The organism is Cupriavidus malaysiensis (genome assembly GCF_001854325.1).
Taxonomy (GTDB): Bacteria; Pseudomonadota; Gammaproteobacteria; order Burkholderiales; family Burkholderiaceae; genus Cupriavidus; species Cupriavidus malaysiensis.
Genome location: NZ_CP017755.1, coordinates 2197522 through 2217993 on the forward strand (window position 1 = coordinate 2197522; position 20472 = coordinate 2217993).

At 70.6% G+C, this 20472-nt stretch carries 17 protein-coding genes; 3 read left to right on the plus strand and 14 right to left on the minus strand.

The window, feature by feature from the left end; genetic code table 11:
• Positions 1-35: 35 nt before the first annotated feature.
• The 5 genes from BKK80_RS29260 to poxR form a co-directional block, all read right to left on the minus strand.
• On the minus strand, positions 36-1550 hold the full coding sequence (locus tag BKK80_RS29260) for an aromatic/alkene/methane monooxygenase hydroxylase/oxygenase subunit alpha (protein WP_071019257.1): 1515 nt from the start codon (positions 1548-1550) through the stop codon (positions 36-38).
• Between the two features lie 67 nt (positions 1551-1617).
• Complete coding sequence (locus BKK80_RS29265) at positions 1618-1890, minus strand: MmoB/DmpM family protein (RefSeq protein WP_071019255.1); 273 nt, start codon at positions 1888-1890, stop codon at positions 1618-1620.
• 10 nt (positions 1891-1900) lie between these two features.
• Positions 1901-2896, minus strand: coding sequence for an aromatic/alkene monooxygenase hydroxylase subunit beta (locus BKK80_RS29270; protein ID WP_071019249.1), 996 nt, complete (start codon positions 2894-2896; stop codon positions 1901-1903).
• Positions 2897-2989: 93 nt separating this feature from the next.
• Positions 2990-3214, minus strand: a complete 225-nt coding sequence (locus tag BKK80_RS29275; RefSeq protein WP_071019247.1) for a phenol hydroxylase subunit — start codon at positions 3212-3214, stop codon at positions 2990-2992.
• A 767-nt stretch (positions 3215-3981) separates the two neighbouring features.
• Positions 3982-5688, minus strand: a complete 1707-nt coding sequence (gene poxR / locus BKK80_RS29280) for a phenol degradation transcriptional regulator PoxR (protein WP_071019244.1) — start codon at positions 5686-5688, stop codon at positions 3982-3984.
• Positions 5689-5866: 178 nt separating this feature from the next.
• Here poxR and BKK80_RS29285 point away from each other — a divergent pair, with 178 nt between their 5' ends.
• Positions 5867-6769, plus strand: a complete 903-nt coding sequence (locus BKK80_RS29285; RefSeq protein ID WP_071019242.1) for a patatin-like phospholipase family protein — start codon at positions 5867-5869, stop codon at positions 6767-6769.
• A gap of 23 nt (positions 6770-6792) precedes the next feature.
• Here BKK80_RS29285 and BKK80_RS29290 read toward each other — a convergent pair whose 3' ends face one another.
• Complete coding sequence (locus BKK80_RS29290) at positions 6793-7332, minus strand: isochorismatase family protein (protein ID WP_071072335.1); 540 nt, start codon at positions 7330-7332, stop codon at positions 6793-6795.
• A 379-nt stretch (positions 7333-7711) separates the two neighbouring features.
• Between BKK80_RS29290 and BKK80_RS29295 the strand changes: the two genes are divergently transcribed.
• Positions 7712-8929 (plus strand): CaiB/BaiF CoA transferase family protein, encoded by a 1218-nt coding sequence (locus tag BKK80_RS29295; RefSeq protein ID WP_071072336.1) that lies wholly within the window; start codon positions 7712-7714, stop codon positions 8927-8929.
• A gap of 168 nt (positions 8930-9097) precedes the next feature.
• Here the strand turns inward: BKK80_RS29295 and BKK80_RS29300 are convergent, their stop codons facing one another.
• The 6 genes from BKK80_RS29300 to BKK80_RS29325 all read right to left on the minus strand — a co-directional run bounded on the left by BKK80_RS29300 (position 9098) and on the right by BKK80_RS29325 (position 18145).
• Positions 9098-10111 carry a tripartite tricarboxylate transporter substrate binding protein gene (locus tag BKK80_RS29300; protein WP_071019233.1) on the minus strand — a complete coding sequence of 338 codons (1014 nt, stop codon included), beginning with the start codon at positions 10109-10111 and terminating at the stop codon, positions 9098-9100.
• 73 nt (positions 10112-10184) lie between these two features.
• On the minus strand, positions 10185-11987 hold the full coding sequence (locus tag BKK80_RS29305; RefSeq protein WP_071072339.1) for an acyclic terpene utilization AtuA family protein: 1803 nt from the start codon (positions 11985-11987) through the stop codon (positions 10185-10187).
• Entirely contained in the window at positions 11984-14035 is a 2052-nt protein-coding gene (locus BKK80_RS29310; protein WP_071072342.1) for an acetyl/propionyl/methylcrotonyl-CoA carboxylase subunit alpha, read from the minus strand. The genes BKK80_RS29305 and BKK80_RS29310 overlap by 4 nt, the downstream gene beginning before the upstream one ends.
• Positions 14036-14166: 131 nt before the next feature.
• The gene (locus BKK80_RS29315; protein WP_071072344.1) at positions 14167-15024 is read right to left on the minus strand and encodes an enoyl-CoA hydratase/isomerase family protein; all 858 of its coding nucleotides are present in this window, start codon (positions 15022-15024) and stop codon (positions 14167-14169) included.
• A 104-nt stretch (positions 15025-15128) separates the two neighbouring features.
• Positions 15129-16289, minus strand: a complete 1161-nt coding sequence (locus BKK80_RS29320; RefSeq protein WP_071019223.1) for an acyl-CoA dehydrogenase family protein — start codon at positions 16287-16289, stop codon at positions 15129-15131.
• 236 nt (positions 16290-16525) lie between these two features.
• Complete coding sequence (locus BKK80_RS29325; protein WP_071019221.1) at positions 16526-18145, minus strand: acyl-CoA carboxylase subunit beta; 1620 nt, start codon at positions 18143-18145, stop codon at positions 16526-16528.
• A gap of 189 nt (positions 18146-18334) precedes the next feature.
• Between BKK80_RS29325 and BKK80_RS29330 the strand changes: the two genes are divergently transcribed.
• Positions 18335-19084: an IclR family transcriptional regulator gene (locus BKK80_RS29330; protein ID WP_071019218.1), complete on the plus strand. Its 750-nt coding sequence runs from the start codon at positions 18335-18337 to the stop codon at positions 19082-19084.
• A gap of 83 nt (positions 19085-19167) precedes the next feature.
• Here BKK80_RS29330 and BKK80_RS29335 read toward each other — a convergent pair whose 3' ends face one another.
• Positions 19168-19908, minus strand: coding sequence for a 4'-phosphopantetheinyl transferase family protein (locus BKK80_RS29335; protein WP_236903823.1), 741 nt, complete (start codon positions 19906-19908; stop codon positions 19168-19170).
• A 53-nt stretch (positions 19909-19961) separates the two neighbouring features.
• Positions 19962-20411 (minus strand): excinuclease ATPase subunit, encoded by a 450-nt coding sequence (locus tag BKK80_RS29340; RefSeq protein WP_071019212.1) that lies wholly within the window; start codon positions 20409-20411, stop codon positions 19962-19964.
• Positions 20412-20472: the final 61 nt, after the last annotated feature.

Below are 20472 nucleotides of genomic sequence, written 5' to 3' on the forward strand. Positions count from 1 at the left end.
TCTCCTTATGCGTGGGGTCCGGGGTGGCGCGGCGCTCAGGCAGCCGGGTGCGGCACGCCCTTCCAGGCATTCCAGTTCTTCTGGTCCTGCGAGCCTTCGAAGTCGAGGTTGTCGGCGCCCAGGTTGAGCCGGTACCACTTGAGCACGTCCTCCAGCGAGGCACCGCCGCAGTTGCCCTGGTAGATCTGGTGCACCGGCAGCCAGGCCTGGGCATACTTCTCGGGCTCGCCGTCGAAGATGTCCTTGCAGCCGTCCGAGCAGAAGTGGAACTTCATGCCGTGGTAGCTGCTCTCGCGATAGCAGGTCTGCGTGGGGTCGTCCGGCTCGGAGAACACCATCGGGATCTGGCAGGTCTGGCACAGCATCGGCAGCGTGCCGTTGTAGAAGCGCTCGCCGGCCTGCTGGCGCTCCTGCCAGTAGTCCAGGCGCGGCTTGTAGTAGCGCGCGAAGGTCTGCGGATACTTCTCGTCCAGCCATGCCATCTCGTCGGGCTTCGGGATCCAGGTGTGGAAGCCGGCGGCGGCCGCATAGTTGTAGAAGGTGCCCCAGGCCTCGTGGGTGATGCGGTCCTTGGTCTTGGTGGCGACGTCGTGGTACTTGGGCAGGCGCAGGCCGTAGCGCTCCAGGTCCTTGAAGAGCGCCCCGCCGGCCTGCTCGAAGTACATCTCCCAGGCCTCGGCCCAGGACATCACGCGGCGCGGCAGCATGTAGTCCATCATCATGCCGACCAGCGTCAGCAGGCGGAAGCCGCGCCAGAACCATTTGTCGAGCCACTTCTGCAGGATCGGGATGTTGTCCGGGTCCTGCTCGCACAGGAACTTGACCACCTCCAGGCCCAGCGTCATGTGGCGCGACTCGTCCGACTGCGCGGAGAAGCCGAAGGTCACTGTGGCCATGTCGCCGTTGTAGGCGGCGCCCGACATGAAGGGCATGAACAGCAGGTTGGTCAGCACGTACTCGAAGGAGAACGAGATCGCGGTGATGAACTCGAACGGCCCCGCGCTCATCGCGTCCTCGAAGTAGGACTTGGGCACCGACAGGTACCAGACGCGGTCATGCATGTGGCGCCACTCGCCGAAGCCGTGGAAATACTTGTTGTAGACCGACAGCGTGTGCAGCTGGGTCTGCGCGTGGCGCAGCTCGTCGATCGATTGCATCTGCGCCGCGACGCGCGCGCCGGCGCCGCGGAAATGGCGCCCCAGGTGGGCATAGCCGCGGTGCGCGGCATACTCCAGCGGCGTCACGCCGGTCAGGAACAGCCGCAGCGCATTCAGGTAGCGCGCGTCCGAGACGTTGAGGTGGCCGTTGTTCTGCACGAAGGAGTCGATGATCGCGTACAGCTTGCGCTCCTTCTCCGACTGGTACTTCCAGTACGCGTCCATGGTCATGCGGAAGGGATCCTCCCACTTGTCCCAGTCGTGGATCTTGATGCCTTCGTACTTGTCGAAGGGAAAGACCTTGTCCATCGGCTCGTAGGTGGTCTCCCAGCCGAGGTCGCGCGTCATCGTCGCGTACTTCTCGCGCAGGTTGAGCTTCTTGCGTGCGTCCATGATGTCTCCGTGTGCTCTGCTATGGCGTGCGGTTGCCGTTGCTTGTGTGCGGGGCGCCGAGCCGTGCTCAGGCGCTCCAGTGCAGCGTGAAGGCTTCGTCGGTCTCGTCGATGTTGCCGGACAGCGAGATCAGGTTCAGGTGGATCTCCTGCAGGTCCCAGTCGCGGCCGAGCTTGTCGGCCACCAGCTCGCGCACGATGGTCAGGCGCCCCGGGGCGTCGATCTTGACCATGGCGGGGAACTGCGACACCACGGCGAGCGGGTTGGCCTCGGCGATGGCCTCGATGATGGGACGGGTGTCGTCGTTGTTCTGCAGGGCGATGTAGACGTTGGCGCTCATGGCATTCTCCTCAGGCGGCCACGCCGAGCTTGGCCAGCCGGGCGTCGAATTGTTCGAGGCACAGGGCGATCGCCTGCTCTCCTTCGCCCCCCAGCAGGATGGCCGCCACCGGCCGCAGCGCCTCGGCCGCCTGCGCGCGTGCCTCGGCGGCCCAGCGCGACAGCAGCGCGCGGTTGGCCTCGGACTCGGCGGCCGCCGTCTGCACCACCGCGTCGACCCAGCGCACGTGCTCGTCGCGCCAGTCGTTCATGAACTCGGTCACCACGGCCAGCCCGGTGCCGCAGGCGCGCACGATGGCCGCGTCGGCATGCTGGTAGACGAGCGGATAGAGCAGCCCGTCGAGCGCCAGGTTCTGCGTGACGAAGGTCTGGAACCAGTCCTCGATGACGAAGCTGTGTTCGACGAAGCGGCGCAGCGGCTGCCATGCCTCGCTCTCCAGCCAGGCCGCGCGCGCCCGCTCCAGCGCAGCACCCGTGTTGCCGTCCAGCAGCAGGCCGATGCGCGACAGGTACTGGGCGATGCCCAGCCGGTCCATCGCGCAGTAGGTGCAGGCCTGCGTGATGGCCGTGCCCCAGCCATAGTCGGCGCAGTAGAAGTTGTTCATGTTCGCCGCCCATTCCACGTGGCGCAGCGGCAGCAGGCCATCGGTGAGGCGCTCGCGCCATTCCAGCGGCAGCGCCTGCAGCAGCCCGCGCTTCTCGACGAAGGCGAAGTTCTTCTCGGCCGCTTCCTGCTGGCGCCCGCGCATACCGACGTAGGCGCCGTAGTAGTACTGGCGCGGGTCCTTCAGCGCATACCAGTCCGCCATCTCGATGGCGGTGCGGCGCTTGTCGTACAGCTCGAACTGCGGCGCCCAGGTCGGGCGGTAGTGGAAGTTGACCTCGGACTGGACGTCGTAGGTCGCCTCCTGGTAGCGCGAGGCCGGCTTGTCGCCGAAGCGCCGCGCCACGTGGCCGTAGGTCTGGCGCAGCGGCTGGATCTGCTGCGTCTTGATATCGACTTGCATCGCGTTGTCTCCTGGTTTGTATCGTGGTGCCGGCGCGGGTGCGCCGGCGGTGGGGGCTCTGGCGGCCCGTCGTGTGTGCCCGGTGGATGCCTGCTAGGCGTCCTCGCCGCTATCGACAGAGGCCGCCTCTGCCGGCAGGAAGCGCACATGGTTGGCGCTGCAGAAGGCTTCGAACATCGGCTCCGGCAGGATGAGTTCGACGTTCAGGTCGGGATCGGCGACGCTGAAGGCGAACAGCACGAAGCCCTCCGGCGTGCGGCCTTCCACGCGCACGTAGCGCGGCGTGGCTTCGAACAGCGGGACCGATTGATTGATCATGGCGTCTCCAGGTGCGTGGCATCCGCGTGCTGCCGTGCCGCATCGCGTTGTGCTTGCCCGGACTATTGCGAAGACCGTGCCAGCCCGCGCAAAGGCACGCCAGATCAGCGTTTGCGGCACAGATGGCGATGCCACGCCCGGCCCATCTCCGTACAAACCCGGAGAGATCGCTGCGCCACCGCTCGATCAATTCATCAAGCTCCGCCGCGCACTTGATCAAATGATCAAAAGCCGCGCCAGGCGGCCGTTTGCAGGCAGCGGCCGCTGCCGCCGCCGTACTTGCGCATCGCAACAACGAAGCCCTGCCAAAAGGGCCCGGGCGCTCAGCTGCCGGGCCGCACGGCGGAACGCGGCGCAGCATCGCCAGGCCGCGCCGCGCCGGACCCGGCGCAGCGCTGACATGCGGGATGCATCAAATGATCAAATCGGAGGAATGCGTGGGGGGCGGCTGGCTCCGGACGGAGCGATACGGGCTGCGCCGTGGCGGCTGTCTCCCCGCTCCCGCTTGCGGGAGCGGGGCCGGGGAGAGGGCAGGCACTGGCTATGCCGTGACGGGCGGGATCGCACCGTCGGCTTCGTTTCCGTGCCCGCGTTCTGGATCACACCGAGGGCTTCGCTCGATGCGACGCCTCGCTAGACCACCCCTCTCCTCAACCCTCTTCGTGCGGGGAGAGGGAGCCAAGACCGTGTGCTTGGCGATTGGTGTTGGCGCATCTCGCCGGCTTCGGCATGCGCGTCGGAGTTCGCGCCGCGCCGGCCGGCTCCCCTCACCCGCGCGTGCCGCGCGTCTTCCATCGGTACGCCAGCTGGGGCCGCGTCAGCCCGAGCAGCCGCGCTGCCTGGCTCAGGTTGCCGTCGGCGCGCTGCATGGCAGCCTCCATCAGCACGCTTTCCACCTCGCCGAGCGCCAGGCCGTTCTCGGCCATATAGTCCAGCAGGCCATGCACCGCGGCTTCGCGCAGGCCGGGCAGCGCGCCCTGCTCGCCCAGCCTGGGCGTGGTGTCGACCCCGGCCGGCGCTTCGGTGCCGGGCAGGAACAATTGCTCGGCGCTGATCTGGCCGCCGTTGGCCGCCAGGATCACGCCGCGCTCGATCACGTTCTCCAGTTCGCGCACATTGCCCGGCCAGTCGTAGCGGCGCAGCTCGGCCAGCGCGCGATCGGTGATGCCGAGGATCTTCTTGCCATGGCGCGCGCCGTAGCGCGCGATGAAGCGCTCCGCCAGCAGCCGGATGTCGTCCAGCCGCTCGCGCAGCGGCGGAATCGTGACCGGGTAGACGTTGAGCCGGTAGTACAGGTCCTTGCGGAAGGTGCCCTGCCTGACCGCCTCGGCCAGGTCCACATTGGTGGCGGCGACCAGGCGCACGTCGACCTTGCGCGCCTCGTTGCCGCCGACGCGCTCTACCTCCCCCTCCTGCAGCACGCGCAGCAGCTTGGACTGCGCCGAGGCGGACAGCTCGCCCAGTTCGTCCAGGAACAGGGTGCCGCCGTGAGCACGCTCGAAGCGGCCGGCACGCGACTGGTGGGCGCCGGTGAAGGCGCCCTTCTCCACGCCGAACAACTCGGACTCGATCAGTTCGTCGGGGATGGCGGCGCAGTTCACCGCCACGAAGGGCTTGTCGGCTCGCGCGCTGACGCCGTGCAGGGCTTGCGCGAAGCGCTCCTTGCCGACCCCGGTCTCCCCCAGCAGCAGCACCGTCACGCTGCTGCCGGCGGCGCGCTGCAGCAGGTTCCAGGCGGCGCGGAAGCCCGGCGAGCCGCCCACCAGGTCGGCGGGCTGGTCATTGGCGCGCTGCAGGGCACGCAATTGCTCCACTTCGCTCTGCAAGGCCAGGATGGTGTCGATGACCGGGTCGGGCTGGTACAGCGCCAGCTCGGCCTCGCCGTCCTCCCACTGCTCCAGCGGCTTGCCCAGGATGCGGCAGTGGGGCTGGCCGCAGCCCACGCATTCCAGTTCGCGGTAGAGGATGGTCTTGCCCATCAGCGCCGAGGTATAGCCGGTGGCGTAGCCGATCTGCATCCAGCACACCGGCGCCTGCGCCACGCCGAACATCTGCCGGTGCACATCGCCCTCGAAGGAGTCTTCCCAGAGGAATTCGCCGTGGTAGACCCCGGCGGCGATATTGATGTCCACGGTCAGCGGCGTCACCCTGACCACGCCCTCGATGGTGTGCAGGCAGGGCCCCATCTCGAGCATGCCGAAGTCGCTGTGGCCCGAGCGCATGGTCTTGGCCAGTTCGGCATCGCGCAGCCCGGAATGGAAGCCCATGCGCATGAACAGGCCGCGCGCACGCTCCATGCCGAGGGTATCCACCAATTCCTTGCGCAGGGCGCCCAGCGCCGCCGTATGCAGCAGGATCATGCGCTGCTCGCCCAGCCAGATCGACCCCTCCTTCATGGCGAAACGCAGCCGGCGGGCGAGGTTGGACAGGCCATCGCGCATGGTGGCCGAGAAATTGTCGGTAGAACTGCTCATCGTCTCCTCTCTTCGCGCCGCTCTGCTGGCGGGCGTACCATTTTTCCACATGGCTATGCACATTATGTGCCATCGCGGTGCCGGCGCCTCCGGGTGCCGGACACTGGCCGTCGGCGCGCGCACGATATACCCTAGTCGCAGACCTCTCCCACTGCGATCTGCTGCATCGCAATACGCCATGGACAAGACAGCCTTCGTTTTCGCCGGCGGCGGCAGCCTCGGCGCCGTCGAGGCCGGCATGCTGCGCGAGCTGGTGGCCTCCGGCCTGATCCCCGACTTCGTCGTCGGGGCCTCGGCCGGCGCCATCAACTGCGCCTATTTCGCCTGCCATCCCCACGCCGAGGGAACGTCGCGCCTGGAAGCGCTCTGGCGCGGCGTGCGGCGCGACGATGTGATGCCATGGTCCTGGCGCAACCTGCTGGGCATGTTCGGCGGACGGCGCGGGCACCTGGTGGAGTCCACCGCGCTGCAGCGCCTGCTGGCACTCCATTTCGGCAACGCCCGCATCGAGAACGCGGCGGTGCCGCTGCATGTGGTGGCCACCGACATGCACAGCGGCGAGGAAGTCGTGCTGTCGTCCGGCAGCCTGGTCGATGCGGTGCTGGCCAGCGCCGCCATCCCCGGCGTGTTCCCACCCGTGCGGGTGGACGGGCGCGCGCTGATCGACGGCGGCGTGGCCAACAACACCCCGGTTTCCACCGCGGTCCGGCTGGGCGCCACCCGCGTGCTGGTGCTGCCGGCCGGCTTCGCCTGCGCGCAGCGGCGCGAACCGCGCGGCGCCATCGAACACGCCTTCAACGCCCTGTCGCTGCTGGTAGCGCGCCAGCTCGTGCACGACCTCGAACGCTGGTCGGACGTGGCCCGCATCAGCGTGGTGCCGCCGCTGTGCCCGCTCGATGTCTCGCCCTACGACTACAGCCGCTGCGGCGAACTGATCGATCGCGCGGCCGAGGCCACCGCCGCCTGGCTGAGCGCCGGCGGACTCGACAGCTGCAAGGTGCCCGGCGCGCTGCATCCGCACGACCACGACGCCGAACACCCGAGCTGCAGCGCGGACCTGCCGGCCTCGGCGGTGTCCTGAGCCTCGAATGGATCGATGAGAGACTAGAAGCGGCACGCCTCGGCAGTGACGAGCTGCGCGAAGGCGCTGCCGAGCGTGCGGTTGTGGTGCGCGATGATGGCCGCCGCGGGCAGGTCCGGCGTGTCCATGCAGGTATGCGCGTCGGCCACCAGCACCGGCCGCAGGCCGAGATCGGCCGCGGCGCGGCAGTTGGCGTCGACACAGTACTGCGTCTTCATGCCGACGATCACCAGCTCGCCGATGCCGGCCTGCGCGAGGCGCGCCTCCAGCCCGGTGCCGACGAAGCCGCTCGGCCGGGTCTTGTCGAACACGATGTCGTGTGCCGCATCCACGTCGAGGCGCGGCAGCAGCTGCCAGGCCGGGCTGCCCGGCGCGATCGGCGAGCCTGCGGGTCCGGTATGGCGCGCGGCGAGGACCGGCGCGCCGGCGGCACGCGCGCGCGCGGCAAGCCGGTTGATGCGGGCGAGCACGCGCTCGCCTTCGTAAGGCGGCTCGTGGCCATCGAAGAGGCCGCACTGCATGTCGAGGATCAGCAGCGCGCGGCGGGCGGAAGGTTCTGGCATGTGTTTCTCCTGCTCATGTCGTCTGGGTGGGGGGCATGCCCCGCGTTGTCCCGGCATGGACGGAGAAACGAAAAGGCCCCGTCCATCGCTGGCGGGGCCTTGAAACAGTATGCCTTCCGACTCGATACCGTCCTCACGACCCGCCTGGCGCGGTCGTGGTGGTAGTGGTCGTGATCGGGGAAATGGCGCGCAGCGCGTCGGAATGCATGAGCGCCATGATGCGCGTGCCGGCGACCCGTCGTCAATCCCCCTGCGAAGCGCACGCCGCCTCGCCACGGCATGCTTCGCCTGCGGCTTACGCACGCTTCGGCACTGAGAAATTGCGTGAACGCGTGCCGCGCTCAATGATGCCGTACACCGACTTCCACGAAAGACATCGATGAGCGCAATCCTCCAGGGCATCAAGGTGCTCGACCTGACCCGCGTGGTCGCTGGCCCCTGGGCCACGCAGAACCTGGCCGACATGGGTGCCACCGTCTACAAGATCGAGAAGCCGGGCGACGGCGATGACACGCGCAAGATGGGGCCCTTTCTCACCGACGCGCAAGGCAGGACCAGCAATGACTCGGCCTTCTACCTGTGCTGCAATCGCGGCAAGCAGTCGATCACGGTCGACATCTCGCGGCCCGAGGGCGCCGAGCTGGTGCGCCGGCTGGCCGCGCGCTGCGACGTGGTGGTCGAGAACTACAAGGCGGGCAGCCTGCGCAAATACGGCCTCGACTACGACGCGATCCGCGCGCTGCGGCCCGACATCATCTATTGCTCGGTGACCGGCTTCGGTCCCGACGGCCCCTACGCCGCGCGCCCGGCCTACGACTTCATCCTGCAAGGCATGGCGGGCCTGATGAGCACCTGCGGCCAGCCCGACGGCAGCGCCGGCGCCGAGCCGATGCGCACATCGATCCCCATCACCGACATCCTGACCGGCCTCAACGCCAGCGTGGCCCTGATGGGCGCGCTCTACCACCGCCTCGCCACCGGCGAGGGCCAGTACATCGATGCCGCCATGCTCGATGCCTCGGTGGCGGCCAACGGCCATCTCGGCCTCGGCTACCTGATGACGGGCAAGGTCCCGGGACGCGCAGGCAACACCAACCCGGTGGCGGCACCGTCCGAAGTATTCGCCTGCCTCGACGGCCACCTGATCGTGGCGGCCGGCAACAACGGCCAGTTCGCGGCGCTGTGCAAGGTGCTGGGCTGCGCCGAGCTGCTCGACGACGAGCGCTTCCGCGAGAACACCGGCCGCGTGGCCAACCGTGCCGCGCTGCGCGATCGCATCGGCGCCTGCGTGGCCGGCTGGCATGCGGCGGAACTGCTGTCCACGCTGGAACGTGCCTTCGTGCCGTGCGGCCCGATCAATGCGCTCGACGCTGTCTTCGCCGACCCGCAGGTGCGCCATCGCGATCTGCTGCTGAAGCTGCCGCATGGCCGCGGCGTGGATGCCCCCTCCCTGCGCAGCCCGCTGCGCTTCTCCGCCACCCCGGTGGAAATGCGCGCGCCGCCGATGCTGGGCGAGCATACCGAGGCGGCGCTGCGCGCGGAACTGGGACTTGGCGACGCCGAGCTGGCGGGGCTGCGCGAGCGGGGGGTGTTGTAGGAGGATGCCGGGGAAGGCATCGCCGTGGCTGGCGCCTGCCCTCTCCCCCGGCCCCTCTCCCGCACGCGGGAGAGGGGAGCAAACCGACGGGGTGCGAAGCCCGATCGCACCCGATAGCGCCGTCGGCCTGATCGGACACGCCAGGACGCCACCGCGTCCCGCGCCACCTCAATCGAGATGGATGTCCGCCTGCTTCACCACCGTGGCCCAGCGCGCCGCTTCCTCGCGGATGAAGGACTGGAACTGTTCGGGCGTGCCGCCGACCGGCTCGATGCCGTAGTCGACCAGGCGGGCATGGACATCGGCTTGCTTCAGCACGGCCGCCATTTCCGCCGAGAGCTTGTCCAGCACCGGCCTGGGGGTCTTCGCCGGCGCCAGCAGGCCGATCCAGCTCGAGGCGGACGCGGCGGGATAGCCGGCCTCGGCGATGGTCGGCACGTCCGGCGCGGTGGGCCAGCGCGCCGGTCCGGTGATGGCCAGGGCCTTGACCTTGCCGGCGCGCACCTGCGGCATCATGGTCTGCACCGAGTCGAAGATCACGGCGATCTGGCCGGAGAACAGATCGGGGAGCGCCGGCGAGATGCCTTTGTAGGGCACGTGGGTCATCTTGACGCCGGCCGCGCGGGCGAACAGCTCTCCCGTCAGGTGCGCGCCCGAGCCGTTGCCGCTCGAGGCGAAGGTGAGGCGCTGCGGGTTGGCCTTGCCCCAGGCCACCAGCTCCTTCACGCTGTTCGGCGGCAACTGGCCGCTGGACACCATCAGCATCGGGATGCGCCCGATCTCGCTGACCCCGGTCAGGTCCTTGACGGGGTCGTAGCTCATGTGCGAGTAGAGGCTCGGATTGATGGCGTGCGCGGCCACCACCACCAGCAACGAATAGCCGTCCGGCGAGGACTTGGCGACATTGTCCGAACCGATCATGCCGTTGGCGCCGGGACGGTTCTCCACCACCACCGGCTGGCCCAGCCGTTCAGCCAGCTTCTGCATCACCAGCCGCGTGACGGTGTCCGACACGCCGCCCGGCGTGTACGGCACGACCACGCGGATGGGCTTGCTCGGGTAAGCCGCCTGCGCCGCGGCGGCGGCCGGCAGCAGCGGCAGCGCCAGTGCCAGCGCGGCGGCGCCCAGCAGCGCGCGCAGGCGCGGTCGTTGCAGGCCTTGCCTGCCTTGGGGGTAAGCCATGATGTCTCCTCCGGGTGTGATGGCGCACCCGTCTCTCGACCGGCGCGCGGTGGCCTGCCGTCCGCAGCCGGGTCTATGCCCAGCTCTGCGGGACGGACAAGGGAAAATCGAGCAGCATCTGGGCGAAGCTCTTGCCGAGCGGGTCGGAGCGCAGGCTGGCCACGCCGCCGCCGCCGAGCGCGCCGTGCAGCAGGAAGTTGAGCGCATGCAGGCCGGGCACCTCGAAGCGTTGCACCGTGCCCTCCCCTGCGTCCCTGAGCAGGTGGGCGAAATAGGCCTGCACCGCCGCCGCCGTCAGCTGCTCGCGCAACAGCGGCAGGTAACGCGGCTCGCGCGCGATCACGCCGATGTTCTCGTCGTCGCCCTTGTCGCCGCTGCGGGCATAGGCCAGCGCCACCAGCGGGCGCGCCACACGCGGCTCCTGCGGCAGCGGCGGTGCCTCCGCCGGCGCGAGCGGCACCGCCGCGACGGCTTCGCCGCAGTGGGCCGCGCAGGCCAGCACCACGCGCGCGCCTTCCATCTCCACCGCCATCGGCACCGTGGCCTTGGGTACCAGGAAGGACGACACCTTGACCACCGGCTGGATCTCGCTGCGCCCCGAGAACGACGAGCGTGTCCCCGCCGCCATCGAGGTGCCGGCGGAAGCCGCCTCGCGTTGCAGGAAGGCCAGGCCGCGTGCCAGCGGGTGGCGCGCGGCGACGCGCAGCACCACCTCGCGTGTCGGCAGCACGCGCGCATGCGGGCCGTACTGCGACTCGCAACCCAGCAGTTCCACCACCGTCTCCGAGTAGTCGGGCAGGCCCTGCTCGGCCAGCAGGCGCCGCGTGCGCGCCAGCAGCGCGTCGGCGGTGCGGCGTGCCTTGGCCGGGGCGTCGATGCCGCGGATGGCCATCATCAGGTTGAGCTGGAAGCCATCCTGCCAGGTCGCGTTGCCCTTGTAGTCACTGCCGGGCGCACGGCCGCGCGCGCCGCTCAGGCGGACCCGGCCGGGGCCGTCCTGCTCGGCCTTGACCAGGCGGAAATCGCAGGTCACGTCCGGCATGCGGTAGTCCGCCGGATCGCCCACTTCGTACAGCACCTGCTCGGCCGCCGCGGCCGCCTCGACCAGCCCGCCGGTGCCCTCCGGCTTGCTCAGCAGCACGCTGCCATCGGCCGCGCAGTCGATCACCGGGTAGCCGATGCGGTCCCAGTCCGCCACGCGCTCCCAGTCGGTGAAGAGGCCGCCGGTAGCCTGCGCGCCGCACTCGATCAGGTGGCCGGCCAGCGTGCCGGCGGCCAGGCGGTCCCAGTCGTCCCAGCGCCAGCCGAATTCGTGCACCAGCGCACCCACCACCACGGCGCTGTCGACGCAGCGGCCGGCGATGACGATCTGCGCGCCCATCTCGAGCGCACGCGCGATGCCCTGCGCGCCGGTGTAGACATTAGCCGACCAGGGCGCCTCGGGCAGGGTGCCGCCGTCGAAGGAATGCAGGCCCTGCGCGCGCCAAGGCGCGTAGTGCGGCAGCACATCGTCGCCGCTCACCACCGCGATGCGCGGCGACAGCCCCTGTTCGCGCGCCACCGCCATCAGCGCATCGCGGCAGGCATGCGGATTGAGACCGCCGGCGTTGGCCACCACGCGCACGCCGCGTGCCAGGATCTCGCGCAGGTGCGGCGCCATCGCCGCCTGCACGAAGTCGGTGGCATAGCCGAGCGCCGGGTTCCTGGCGCGCGCGCGCGCCAGGATCGACATGGTGGTCTCGGCCAGGTAGTCGTAGACGAGGTAGTCGAGGCCGGGCACGGCCAGCAACTGCGGCGTCGCCGTGGCGGAATCGCCCCAGAAGCCGGAGGCGCCGCCGATGCGGACCGCGCCGCTGCGATTCACACCGGTGCTCATGCCTGGCCCTCCACCGTGGCGCTGCCCGGCTGCCCGGCCGACGCTGCCGGCGCTGCCTGCACGCGCGCCAGCAGCGCCCCGGCGCGCGCCTGCCCGCCGGCCCGCGCCGGCAGTTCCGCCACCACGCCGGCGAACGGCGCCACCAGGGTATGTTCCATCTTCATCGCCTCCAGCACCACCAGCGCCTGCCCCGCGGCCACGCTGGCGCCCTCTTCCACATGGACGGCGACGATGCGCGCCGTCAACGGCGCCAGCAGCGCCCCGTCCCCCGCGGCCGCGCCGGCGCCGCGCCGGCGCCGCGCATCCTCGCGCTCGAAGCGCCAGGCGCGCCCGCCCGCGCCCAGGTGCAGCACCTGGCCGTCGCGCGCGCTCACCAGCGGCCAGGCCGCGCCGGCGCATTCGACCAGCGCATCGCCGCGCGCCGGGTCGGCACGCAGCACGCGCAGCGGCAGCCGCTGCGCGCCGGCACCATCGCGTGTCTCGTGGTCGCCGGCAGGCTGCACCTGCGCCTGCCAGCCCGCGCCCTCCGGATACAGCGTCACGCGCCAGGCGCGCTCGCCCAGGCGCAGCGTCATGGCCACCGGCGCCGCCGCCAGCACTGCCGTGGCCCGCCCGTCGAGCAGGCCGGCGCTGGCCAGCGCGGCACAGGCCACCACCGCCGGTGCCGGCTCGGCGGGCTGCAGCGCGGCCTGCAGGTGCGTGGCGACGAAGCCGGTATGGACATCGTTCGCGGCGAAGGCCGGATGCGCCAGGCAGTCAGCCAGGAAGCCCTGGTTGGTGGGCACGCCGAGCAGCACGCAGTCCTCGACCGCGCGCAGCAGCTTGCGCCGCGCCTCCTCGCGCGTGCTGCCATGGGCCACCAGCTTGGCAACCATCGAGTCATAGTGGGTCGGGATGGTGCCGCCCTCCTCGAGCGCGTGGTCGACACGCACCTCGCGCCCCTCGGCAGGCGGGCGCCAGCGCAGCACCGGCCCGCCCTGCGGCAGGAAGCCGGCCGGCACGTCCTCGGCGGTCAGGCGGACCTCGATGGCATGGCCGCGCAGCGCCACCTCGTCCTGCGACACCGGCAGCGGCTCGCCGGCCGCCACGCGCAACTGCCACTCGACCAGGTCGAAGCCGGTGATGGCTTCGGTCACCGCGTGCTCCACCTGCAGGCGCGTGTTCATCTCCATGAAGTAGAACTCGCCCTGCGCATCGAGCAGGAACTCCATGGTGCCGGCGCCGACGTAACCGATGGCGCGCGCCGCGCGCACCGCCGCTTCGCCCATGCGCGCGCGCAGGGCCGGCCCGACCGCGGGCGACGGCGCTTCTTCCACCACCTTCTGGTGGCGGCGCTGCACCGAGCAGTCGCGCTCGCCCAGGTGGATGACGTGGCCCTGGCTGTCGGCGAAGACCTGGATCTCCACGTGGCGCGGCGCGATCACCGCGCGCTCCAGGATCAGTTCCTCCGAGCCGAAGGCGGCGCCCGCCTCCGAGCGCGCGCTGGCCAGCGCGGCGGCCAGGCCGGCGCGCTCCTGTACCAGCCGCATGCCGCGGCCGCCACCGCCGGCGGCCGCCTTGACCATCAGCGGGAAACCGATGCGGGCGCCCTCCGCCAGCAGGGTGGCGTCGTCCTGCGCTTCGCCCTGGTAGCCGGGCACGCAGGGCATGTCGGCGGCCTGCATCAGGCGCTTGGCCTGGGCCTTGTTGCCCATGGCGCGGATCGCCGCCGCCGGGGGACCGACGAAGACCAGGCCGGCGGCGGCGACCGCCTCGGCAAAGTCGGCGTTCTCGGCCAGGAAGCCGTAGCCGGGGTGGATGGCGTCGGCACCGCTGGTGCGCGCCGCGGCGATGATGGCGTCGATGTTCAGGTAGGAATCGCGCGGCGCGGCGCCGCCGATGCGCACCGCGCGGTCGGCGCAGGCCACGTGCGCGCCGTGGCGGTCGGCCTCGGAATAGACGGCCACCACCCCCAGGCCGAGACGGCGTGCCGTGCGCATGATGCGCAGCGCGATCTCGCCGCGGTTGGCGACCAGCAAGGTATGGAAAGGACGGGTGCTAGCAGGCATGGCTTGGATCCGGTAAGAAAGCGGTCGGGCCAGCCGGGGCCCGTTCTCGCATCAGAACGTCAGTACATCGGTGCATCGGTGCATCGGTGCATCGGTGCATCGGTGCATCGGTGCGTCAGTGCATCGGTGCGTCAGTGCGGCAGCACGGCCGGCGCTTGCGCGGCGCGCACGGCATCGGCATCGAAGTGCGCGACCCAGGCGGCATCGCGCTTGTCGCGGAAGGCCTGCACGCCTTCGGCGCCCTCGTCGCGCATGCACTCGGCGAACACGCGCGCCGCGTCGTCCAGCAGGCCGGGCAGCGGCTCCGCGCCGCAGCGCGGCACCAGTTGCTTGAAGGCGCGGTTGGCATGGGGCGCGCAGCGGCACAGCTGCGTCAGCCAGCGTGCCAGCAGCGCGTCGAGCGCGGCGCTGTCCACGGCCAGTTCGTCGACCACGCCGAGCGCGCGCGCCGCCTCGCCGCTGACGCGCTCGCCCGTCAGGCCCAGGCGGCGCGTGACGCGCGCACCCAGCCGCGCCACCACGAAGGGGGCGATCTGGGCGGCGATGATGCCGAGCGAGGTCTCGCTCAGCGCGAAGCGCGCGTCCTGCGTGGCCAGTACCACGTCAGCCGCACAGGCCAGGCCCATGCCACCGCCCATGGCCGCGCCCTCCACCACCGCGATCACCGGCAGCGGCAGTTCGGCCAAGGCCTGCATGAAATGGCCGAACAGGCGGTTGCGCGCGGCCACGGGGTCATCGAGCCCCGGCGCGGCCGCCAGGCGCGCCTGGAAGTTGCCCACGTTGCCGCCGGCGCAGAAGAAGCCCTGGGCGCCGCGCAGCACCAGCGCCCGCAGCGAGGTATCGCGGCGCGCCGCGTCGACCGCCGCGGCCAGCTCGTCCACCACCTCCGGCGCCAGCGCGTTGCGCGTGGCGGGGCGGTTCAGCGTGACGAAGAGCACGTCCTGGTAGCGGCGGACGATGACCGGTGCTTGTGCGGCGTCGTATGGCATGGCGATTGACGAAAGGTGATTGGCGTTTGGTGATTGGCGATCGGCAGCGGTGCTGCCTTGCCAAGGTAAGGCGATGGCCCGGCCCTGGCGGCCGTGCGGCACGCTCAGCCGCGCGCCATCAACCCCATCTGCTTGGCGATCACGGTCAACATGACCTCGTCGGCGCCGCCGCCGATCGAGCCCAGGCGGAAGTCGCGGTAGGCGCGCGAGACCGGGTTGTCCCAGGTGTAGCCCATGCCGCCCTGGAACTGCATGCACCAGTCGGCGATCTCGCGCGATACGCGGCCGGCCTTGAGCTTGGCCATCGAGGCCAGCTCGACCACATCGCCGCCGTCGATATAGGTCTGCGTGGCCATGTAGACCAGCGCGCGCAGGGCCTCCAGCTCGGTCTTCAGCTCGGCCAGCTTGAACTGGATGAACTGGTTGTCCAGCAGCGGCTTGCCGAAGGCGTTGCGCTGGCGCAGGTAGGCGGCGGTCTCCTCGATCAGCCAGCCGGCGGCGAGCCGCCGCGCGGCGCCGTTCAGGCGCTCCTCCTGGAACTGCTTCATCTGGTAGATGAAACCCATGCCCTCCTCGCCGATGCGGTTGCGCGCAGGCACCCGCACCTCGTCGAAGAAGATCTGCGCGGTGTCCGAGCTCCACATGCCGAACTTCTTGATCTTCTGCACCTCGACGCCGCGCGCGCGCTTGCCGCCCTCCCGCAGCGGCACGATGATCAGCGACTTGTTCTTGTGCACCGGACCGTCGGAGGTGTTGCACAGCAGGCAGATCCAGTCGGCCTGGGTGCCGTTGGTGATCCACATCTTGGAGCCGCTGATCACGTAGTCGTCGCCATCGCGGCGCGCGCGCGTCTTCAGCGAGGCCACGTCGGAGCCGGCGCCCGCCTCCGACACCCCGATCGACACCACCATTTCGCCGGCGATGGCCGGCGCCAGGAACTCGCGCTTGAGCGCGTCCGAGCCGAAGGCTGCCAGCGCCGGCGTGGCCATGTCGGTCTGCACGCCGATGCCCATGCCGATGCCCTGCGCGCGGATATGGCCGAGCGCCTCGGCGGCGGCGACCGCGTAGGAGAAGTCCAGTCCCAGGCCGCCGTACTCGACCGGCTTGGTGATGCCGAGGAAGCCGAGCTCGCCCATCTGCTTGAACAGGGCGTGGGCGGGGAAGATCTCGGCGGCCTCCCATTCGTCGACGTGCGGATCGATCTCCGCCGAGACGAAGCGGCGGATGCTGTCCATGATGTTGCGGTGGTCTTCGGTGTAGAGCATCACTTGTCTCCTGAACTGCTGTGGTCTGGTCGGATCTGGTGGGATCGGTTGTGTCGTACGGGGCGGCTCCCGGGCGTCGTGGCGGCAAGGCCGGGGGAGAGGGCTGGCATGCGCTGGAATGACCCCGCTCGCTCCATGCAGGCGCCTGCCCTCTCCCCCGGCCCCTCTCCCGCATGCGGGAGAGGGGAGCGAACCCGCGCCGCGCTCGCTTCGATCACGCGCCCCGGAAACTCGCCTCAGAAGCGCGCCACGCCGAACTGCACCGGCCGCAGCGCGCGCGCCTGCGCCTCGCGCGCCGTGGCCAGCACGAAGGCCAGCACGGCACGCGTGTCGCGCGGATCGATCACGCCGTCGTCCAGCAGCAGCCCGCTGGTGACGAAGGCACTGGCCTGGCGCTCGAAGTTGGCGACGATCTCCGCGGTTTGCTGCGCCAGGCGCGCTTCGTCGACCGCCGCGCCCTTGCGCTCGGCCTGCTGGCGCGCGACGATCTCCAGCGTCATCGCCGCCTGTTCCCCGCCCATCACCGCGGTGCGTGCATTCGGCCACGAGAAGCAGAAGCGCGGGCGGAAGCCGCGTCCGCACATGCCGAAATTGCCGGCGCCATAGGACGCGCCGCAGTACAGCGTGATCTGCGGCACCTTGGAGTTGGACAGGGCCTGGATCATCTTCGAGCCGTGCTTGATCATGCCGGCCTCCTCCGAGGCCCGGCCGACGATGAAGCCGGTGGTGTTCTGCAGGAAGACGATGGGGGTGCCGGACTGGTTGCAGGCCTGGATGAACTGGGCGGCCTTGGTGGCGCCGGCCGGGTCGATCGGCCCGTTGTTGGTGATGAAGCCCACCGCATGGCCCTCGATACGCGCGTGGCCGCATACAGTGGCCGGACCGTAGTCCGGCTTGAAGGGCAGCCAGGCGGAATCGTCGACCAGGCGCCCGATCACTTCCACCATGTCGACCGGCCGCTTGATGTCCAGCGTCATCACGCCGAGCAGTTCGTCGGCATCGAGGCGCGGCGGCCGTGCCGGCTGCGCGGCCGGCACGCCCGCATCGGCCCAGTCCAGGCTGGCCATCACGTCGCGCGCCATGGCGATCGCATGTTCGTCGTCCTCGGCCAGGTACTCGGCGAGGCCGCTGATGCCGCCATGCATGTCGGCCCCGCCCAGCTCCTCGTCGGTGGCGATCTCGCCGGTGGCGGCCTTCAGCAGCGGCGGCCCGGCCAGGAAGGCGCGCGCGCGCTGGCGCACCATCACCACGTAGTCGGACAGGCCCGGCATGTACGCCCCGCCCGCGGTGGACGAGCCGTGCACCACGGTGATCACCGGCAGGCCGGCGGCCGACAGCCGCGCCAGGTTGTAGAAGATGGCGCCGCCGCGGATGAACTTGTCGACACGGTACTTGCGCAGGTTGGCGCCGGCCGACTCCACCAGGTGGACGAAGGGCAGCCGGTTTTCCAGCGCGATCTCCTGGCAGCGCATCATCTTCAGGTTGCCGCCCTCGGTCATGGCGCCCGCGTCGATACCGGAGTCGGTCACCACCACCATGCAGCGCACGCCGCTGACAAAGCCGATGCCGGCCAGCAGCGAGCCGCCGGGGATGGAGGTCGCGTGGTCGGGATCATCCATGCCGTAGCCGGCCAGCTTGGCCAGCGCGAGGTAAGGCGAGCCGGGATCGAGCAGGCGCGCCAGGCGTTCGCGCGGCAGCAGCGCCCCGCGCTTGGCGAAGGCCGGGCGGGCGCGCTCCGAGGCATCGCTGGCGCGGCGCTCGAGCACCTGCATCTGCTCGATCAGCGCGGCCATGCCGCTGCGCTGCGTGGCGAAGGCGGCGGATGCCGGGTCGAGGCGGGATTCGATGGGAGTCATGGCACAGGGGGTGGTTCCGTGATGGAGCGATTGCAAACCATGGCCGTCCCGCTCACAACTGGAAAACCGGTCTTTGTGCATAATGTGCACAAACGCACGAACGTGCCGGATCCGCCGGAGCACCGGATGCTCCGGCCGCCCGCCTCGCCACGGCATCACGTCGCCATTGCGTCACCATTACGCACCCCGATGAGCGCCAGCCCCCTCCCCGCCCTCCCTGCCCGCCCGGGCGTGCAAAGCCTGGCGCGCGTCTTCACCTTGCTGGAGTTGCTTGCCGCGCACAACGGCACGGGCCTGGCGCTGCCCGACCTGGCGGCACTGGCCGGCATCGACCGCACCACGGCGCACCGCATGGTGCGTTTCCTCGAAAGCGCCGGCCAGGTGGAGCGCGAAGCCGCCGGCAAGCGCTACCACCTCGGCCCGGCGGCGATGGCACTGGGCCTGCGCGCACTGAACCGCACCGCAGCCGACAGCGCCCTGGTGGTGAAGATGAAGGCTCTGGCCCGCCTGACCGGCGACACCGTATTCCTGATCGCCCGCCTGGGCGACCACGGCCACTGCCTGCACACCGAGGAAGGCAGCCACCGCATCAAGTCCTTCCACATGCTGACCGGCAGTTCGCGCCTGCTGGGCCAGGGCACCGGCAGCATGGCCTTGCTGGCCGGGCTGGACAACAGCGAGATCGCCGCGCACTTCGCCCGCCACCGCGGCGAATACGAGGCCGGCGGACTGAGCCTGCTCAAGCTGCAGCGCGGCGTCGAGCGCTGCCGCCGGCTGGGCTACGCGCTGGCCGGTGCCGAAGGCGTGGCGGGCATCGGCTACGTGCTGCCACCGCCGATGGGGCCGGATGCGGCCATCAGCATCGTCTCCGCCACCACGCGCATGCCGGCGAGCCGGCGCCATGAGATGGGCGGCGTGATCGCGGCGATGTTCGCCTGAGGCGGGCGTACGGGCCCGAGGGCCAAGCTAGGCTAGGCTAGGCTGGGCTCGGCTCAGCTCGAGCTCCGCCCGCATCGCGGATGTCAGTTGCCGCCGCCATCCTGCGCGCCGGCCGGCGGCTGCTGGCACCAGTGGCGCAGCGTCCGCGCGGCGGCGCCATCCACCTGTACCGGCCCGCCGCTGCTCAGGGCGAACACCGCGCCATGGGCGACCCAGGTGCAGGCATCGGCCTGCGCGGCGGACACGGCGCGCAGCGTGGCCTCGCGGCCGAGCATGGCGGCGAACAGGTTGCCACCGTTGCGCTTGAGCCAGGCTTCCTTGAGGGTCCAGGCGTGCAGGAAGGCCAGCAGCCGTGCCGGCTCGTCCGCCTCCGCGCGCACCAGGTCGGGCAGCGCAGCGCGTTCGGCGGCGCTGCTGGTGGCCTCGGCCAGCGCGGCCAGGCCGCGGCGCGGCCGGATCGCTTCCAGGTCCAGGCCGACCGGCGTGGCGGCCACCGCACAGGCCACGCGGTCGGCCGAATGCGAGAGCGAAATCCAGGCCGGATACGGCCCGCTCGCCAGCGGCGGGCCCTCGCCTCCCGCCGACAGGGTCCAGTCGCCCCAGCCGCCGCCCATGGCCCGGGCCAGCGCCTGGCGCGCCAGCCAGCGGCCGGCGACGAACTGCGCGCGGCGCCGGCCGGCCGACAGGGCGGCAAAGCGGACCAGCTCGGCGGGCGACAGCCAGCCGGCCGGCGGCGGCAGCGCGCGCATGAGCCCGTCCACGGTGTCCGTCAGCACGGTCACGCGCAGGGCTGCGGGTGTGGAGGCCGGCGCCTGCCCGCTCACCTGCCCGCTCACCTGCCCGCGCACGCGCCCGCGCCCTGGCCGCCCGGTGCCGTTCAGTTGGCGACCTTGGCGTAGGTGCCCTTCAGGGCAACGCCCACCACCACCGCGCCGGCGTGGCACTCATAGTCGGTCGCGCTCGCCATCTCGTTCTTCTTGTAGTAGCTGACGATATTGACCACGGCATTGGAGCCGTTTTCCCTGGCCTTGTCCTGGAACGCCAGCAGGGCCGACAGCGCGGCCCAGCGGCAGGCGTCCTCGTCGCTCTTGCCCACGCCGTTGGTCTTGCGGTTGGAGACGTCGCTGTCCTTGGTCTCGAGCACCTTGGGGGTCTTCTGCCCGCTCAGGAAGAAGCGCACGGAGCCATCCAGCTTCTCCTTGGCTTCCGGCATGTCCAGCACCTCCTGCAGCGGCAGCAGATACCTGGTGTCGCGCGCGAGCGCCGGGGTCGCATGCAGCGCGGTGACGCACAGGGCGGCGGCGGCGATGGACAGCGTGAACTTCATGGGAATTCCTCCTGCTCGGTAAGGATGGTGGAAAAAGGCGGCCGCCAGCGCGGCCGCCGGT

What these genes read in the sequence shown, in the direction of transcription:
- BKK80_RS29260 (WP_071019257.1), bottom strand. Translation starts at nt 1,550, where the DNA reads ATGGACGCACGCAAGAAGCTCAACCTGCGCGAGAAGTACGCGACGATG.
- BKK80_RS29265 (WP_071019255.1), bottom strand. Translation starts at nt 1,890, where the DNA reads ATGAGCGCCAACGTCTACATCGCCCTGCAGAACAACGACGACACCCGT.
- BKK80_RS29270 (WP_071019249.1), bottom strand. Translation starts at nt 2,896, where the DNA reads ATGCAAGTCGATATCAAGACGCAGCAGATCCAGCCGCTGCGCCAGACC.
- BKK80_RS29275 (WP_071019247.1), bottom strand. Translation starts at nt 3,214, where the DNA reads ATGATCAATCAATCGGTCCCGCTGTTCGAAGCCACGCCGCGCTACGTG.
- poxR (WP_071019244.1), bottom strand. Translation starts at nt 5,688, where the DNA reads ATGAGCAGTTCTACCGACAATTTCTCGGCCACCATGCGCGATGGCCTG.
- BKK80_RS29285 (WP_071019242.1), top strand. Translation starts at nt 5,867, where the DNA reads ATGGACAAGACAGCCTTCGTTTTCGCCGGCGGCGGCAGCCTCGGCGCC.
- BKK80_RS29290 (WP_071072335.1), bottom strand. Translation starts at nt 7,332, where the DNA reads ATGCCAGAACCTTCCGCCCGCCGCGCGCTGCTGATCCTCGACATGCAG.
- BKK80_RS29295 (WP_071072336.1), top strand. Translation starts at nt 7,712, where the DNA reads ATGAGCGCAATCCTCCAGGGCATCAAGGTGCTCGACCTGACCCGCGTG.
- BKK80_RS29300 (WP_071019233.1), bottom strand. Translation starts at nt 10,111, where the DNA reads ATGGCTTACCCCCAAGGCAGGCAAGGCCTGCAACGACCGCGCCTGCGC.
- BKK80_RS29305 (WP_071072339.1), bottom strand. Translation starts at nt 11,987, where the DNA reads ATGAGCACCGGTGTGAATCGCAGCGGCGCGGTCCGCATCGGCGGCGCC.
- BKK80_RS29310 (WP_071072342.1), bottom strand. Translation starts at nt 14,035, where the DNA reads ATGCCTGCTAGCACCCGTCCTTTCCATACCTTGCTGGTCGCCAACCGC.
- BKK80_RS29315 (WP_071072344.1), bottom strand. Translation starts at nt 15,024, where the DNA reads ATGCCATACGACGCCGCACAAGCACCGGTCATCGTCCGCCGCTACCAG.
- BKK80_RS29320 (WP_071019223.1), bottom strand. Translation starts at nt 16,289, where the DNA reads ATGCTCTACACCGAAGACCACCGCAACATCATGGACAGCATCCGCCGC.
- BKK80_RS29325 (WP_071019221.1), bottom strand. Translation starts at nt 18,145, where the DNA reads ATGACTCCCATCGAATCCCGCCTCGACCCGGCATCCGCCGCCTTCGCC.
- BKK80_RS29330 (WP_071019218.1), top strand. Translation starts at nt 18,335, where the DNA reads ATGAGCGCCAGCCCCCTCCCCGCCCTCCCTGCCCGCCCGGGCGTGCAA.
- BKK80_RS29340 (WP_071019212.1), bottom strand. Translation starts at nt 20,411, where the DNA reads ATGAAGTTCACGCTGTCCATCGCCGCCGCCGCCCTGTGCGTCACCGCG.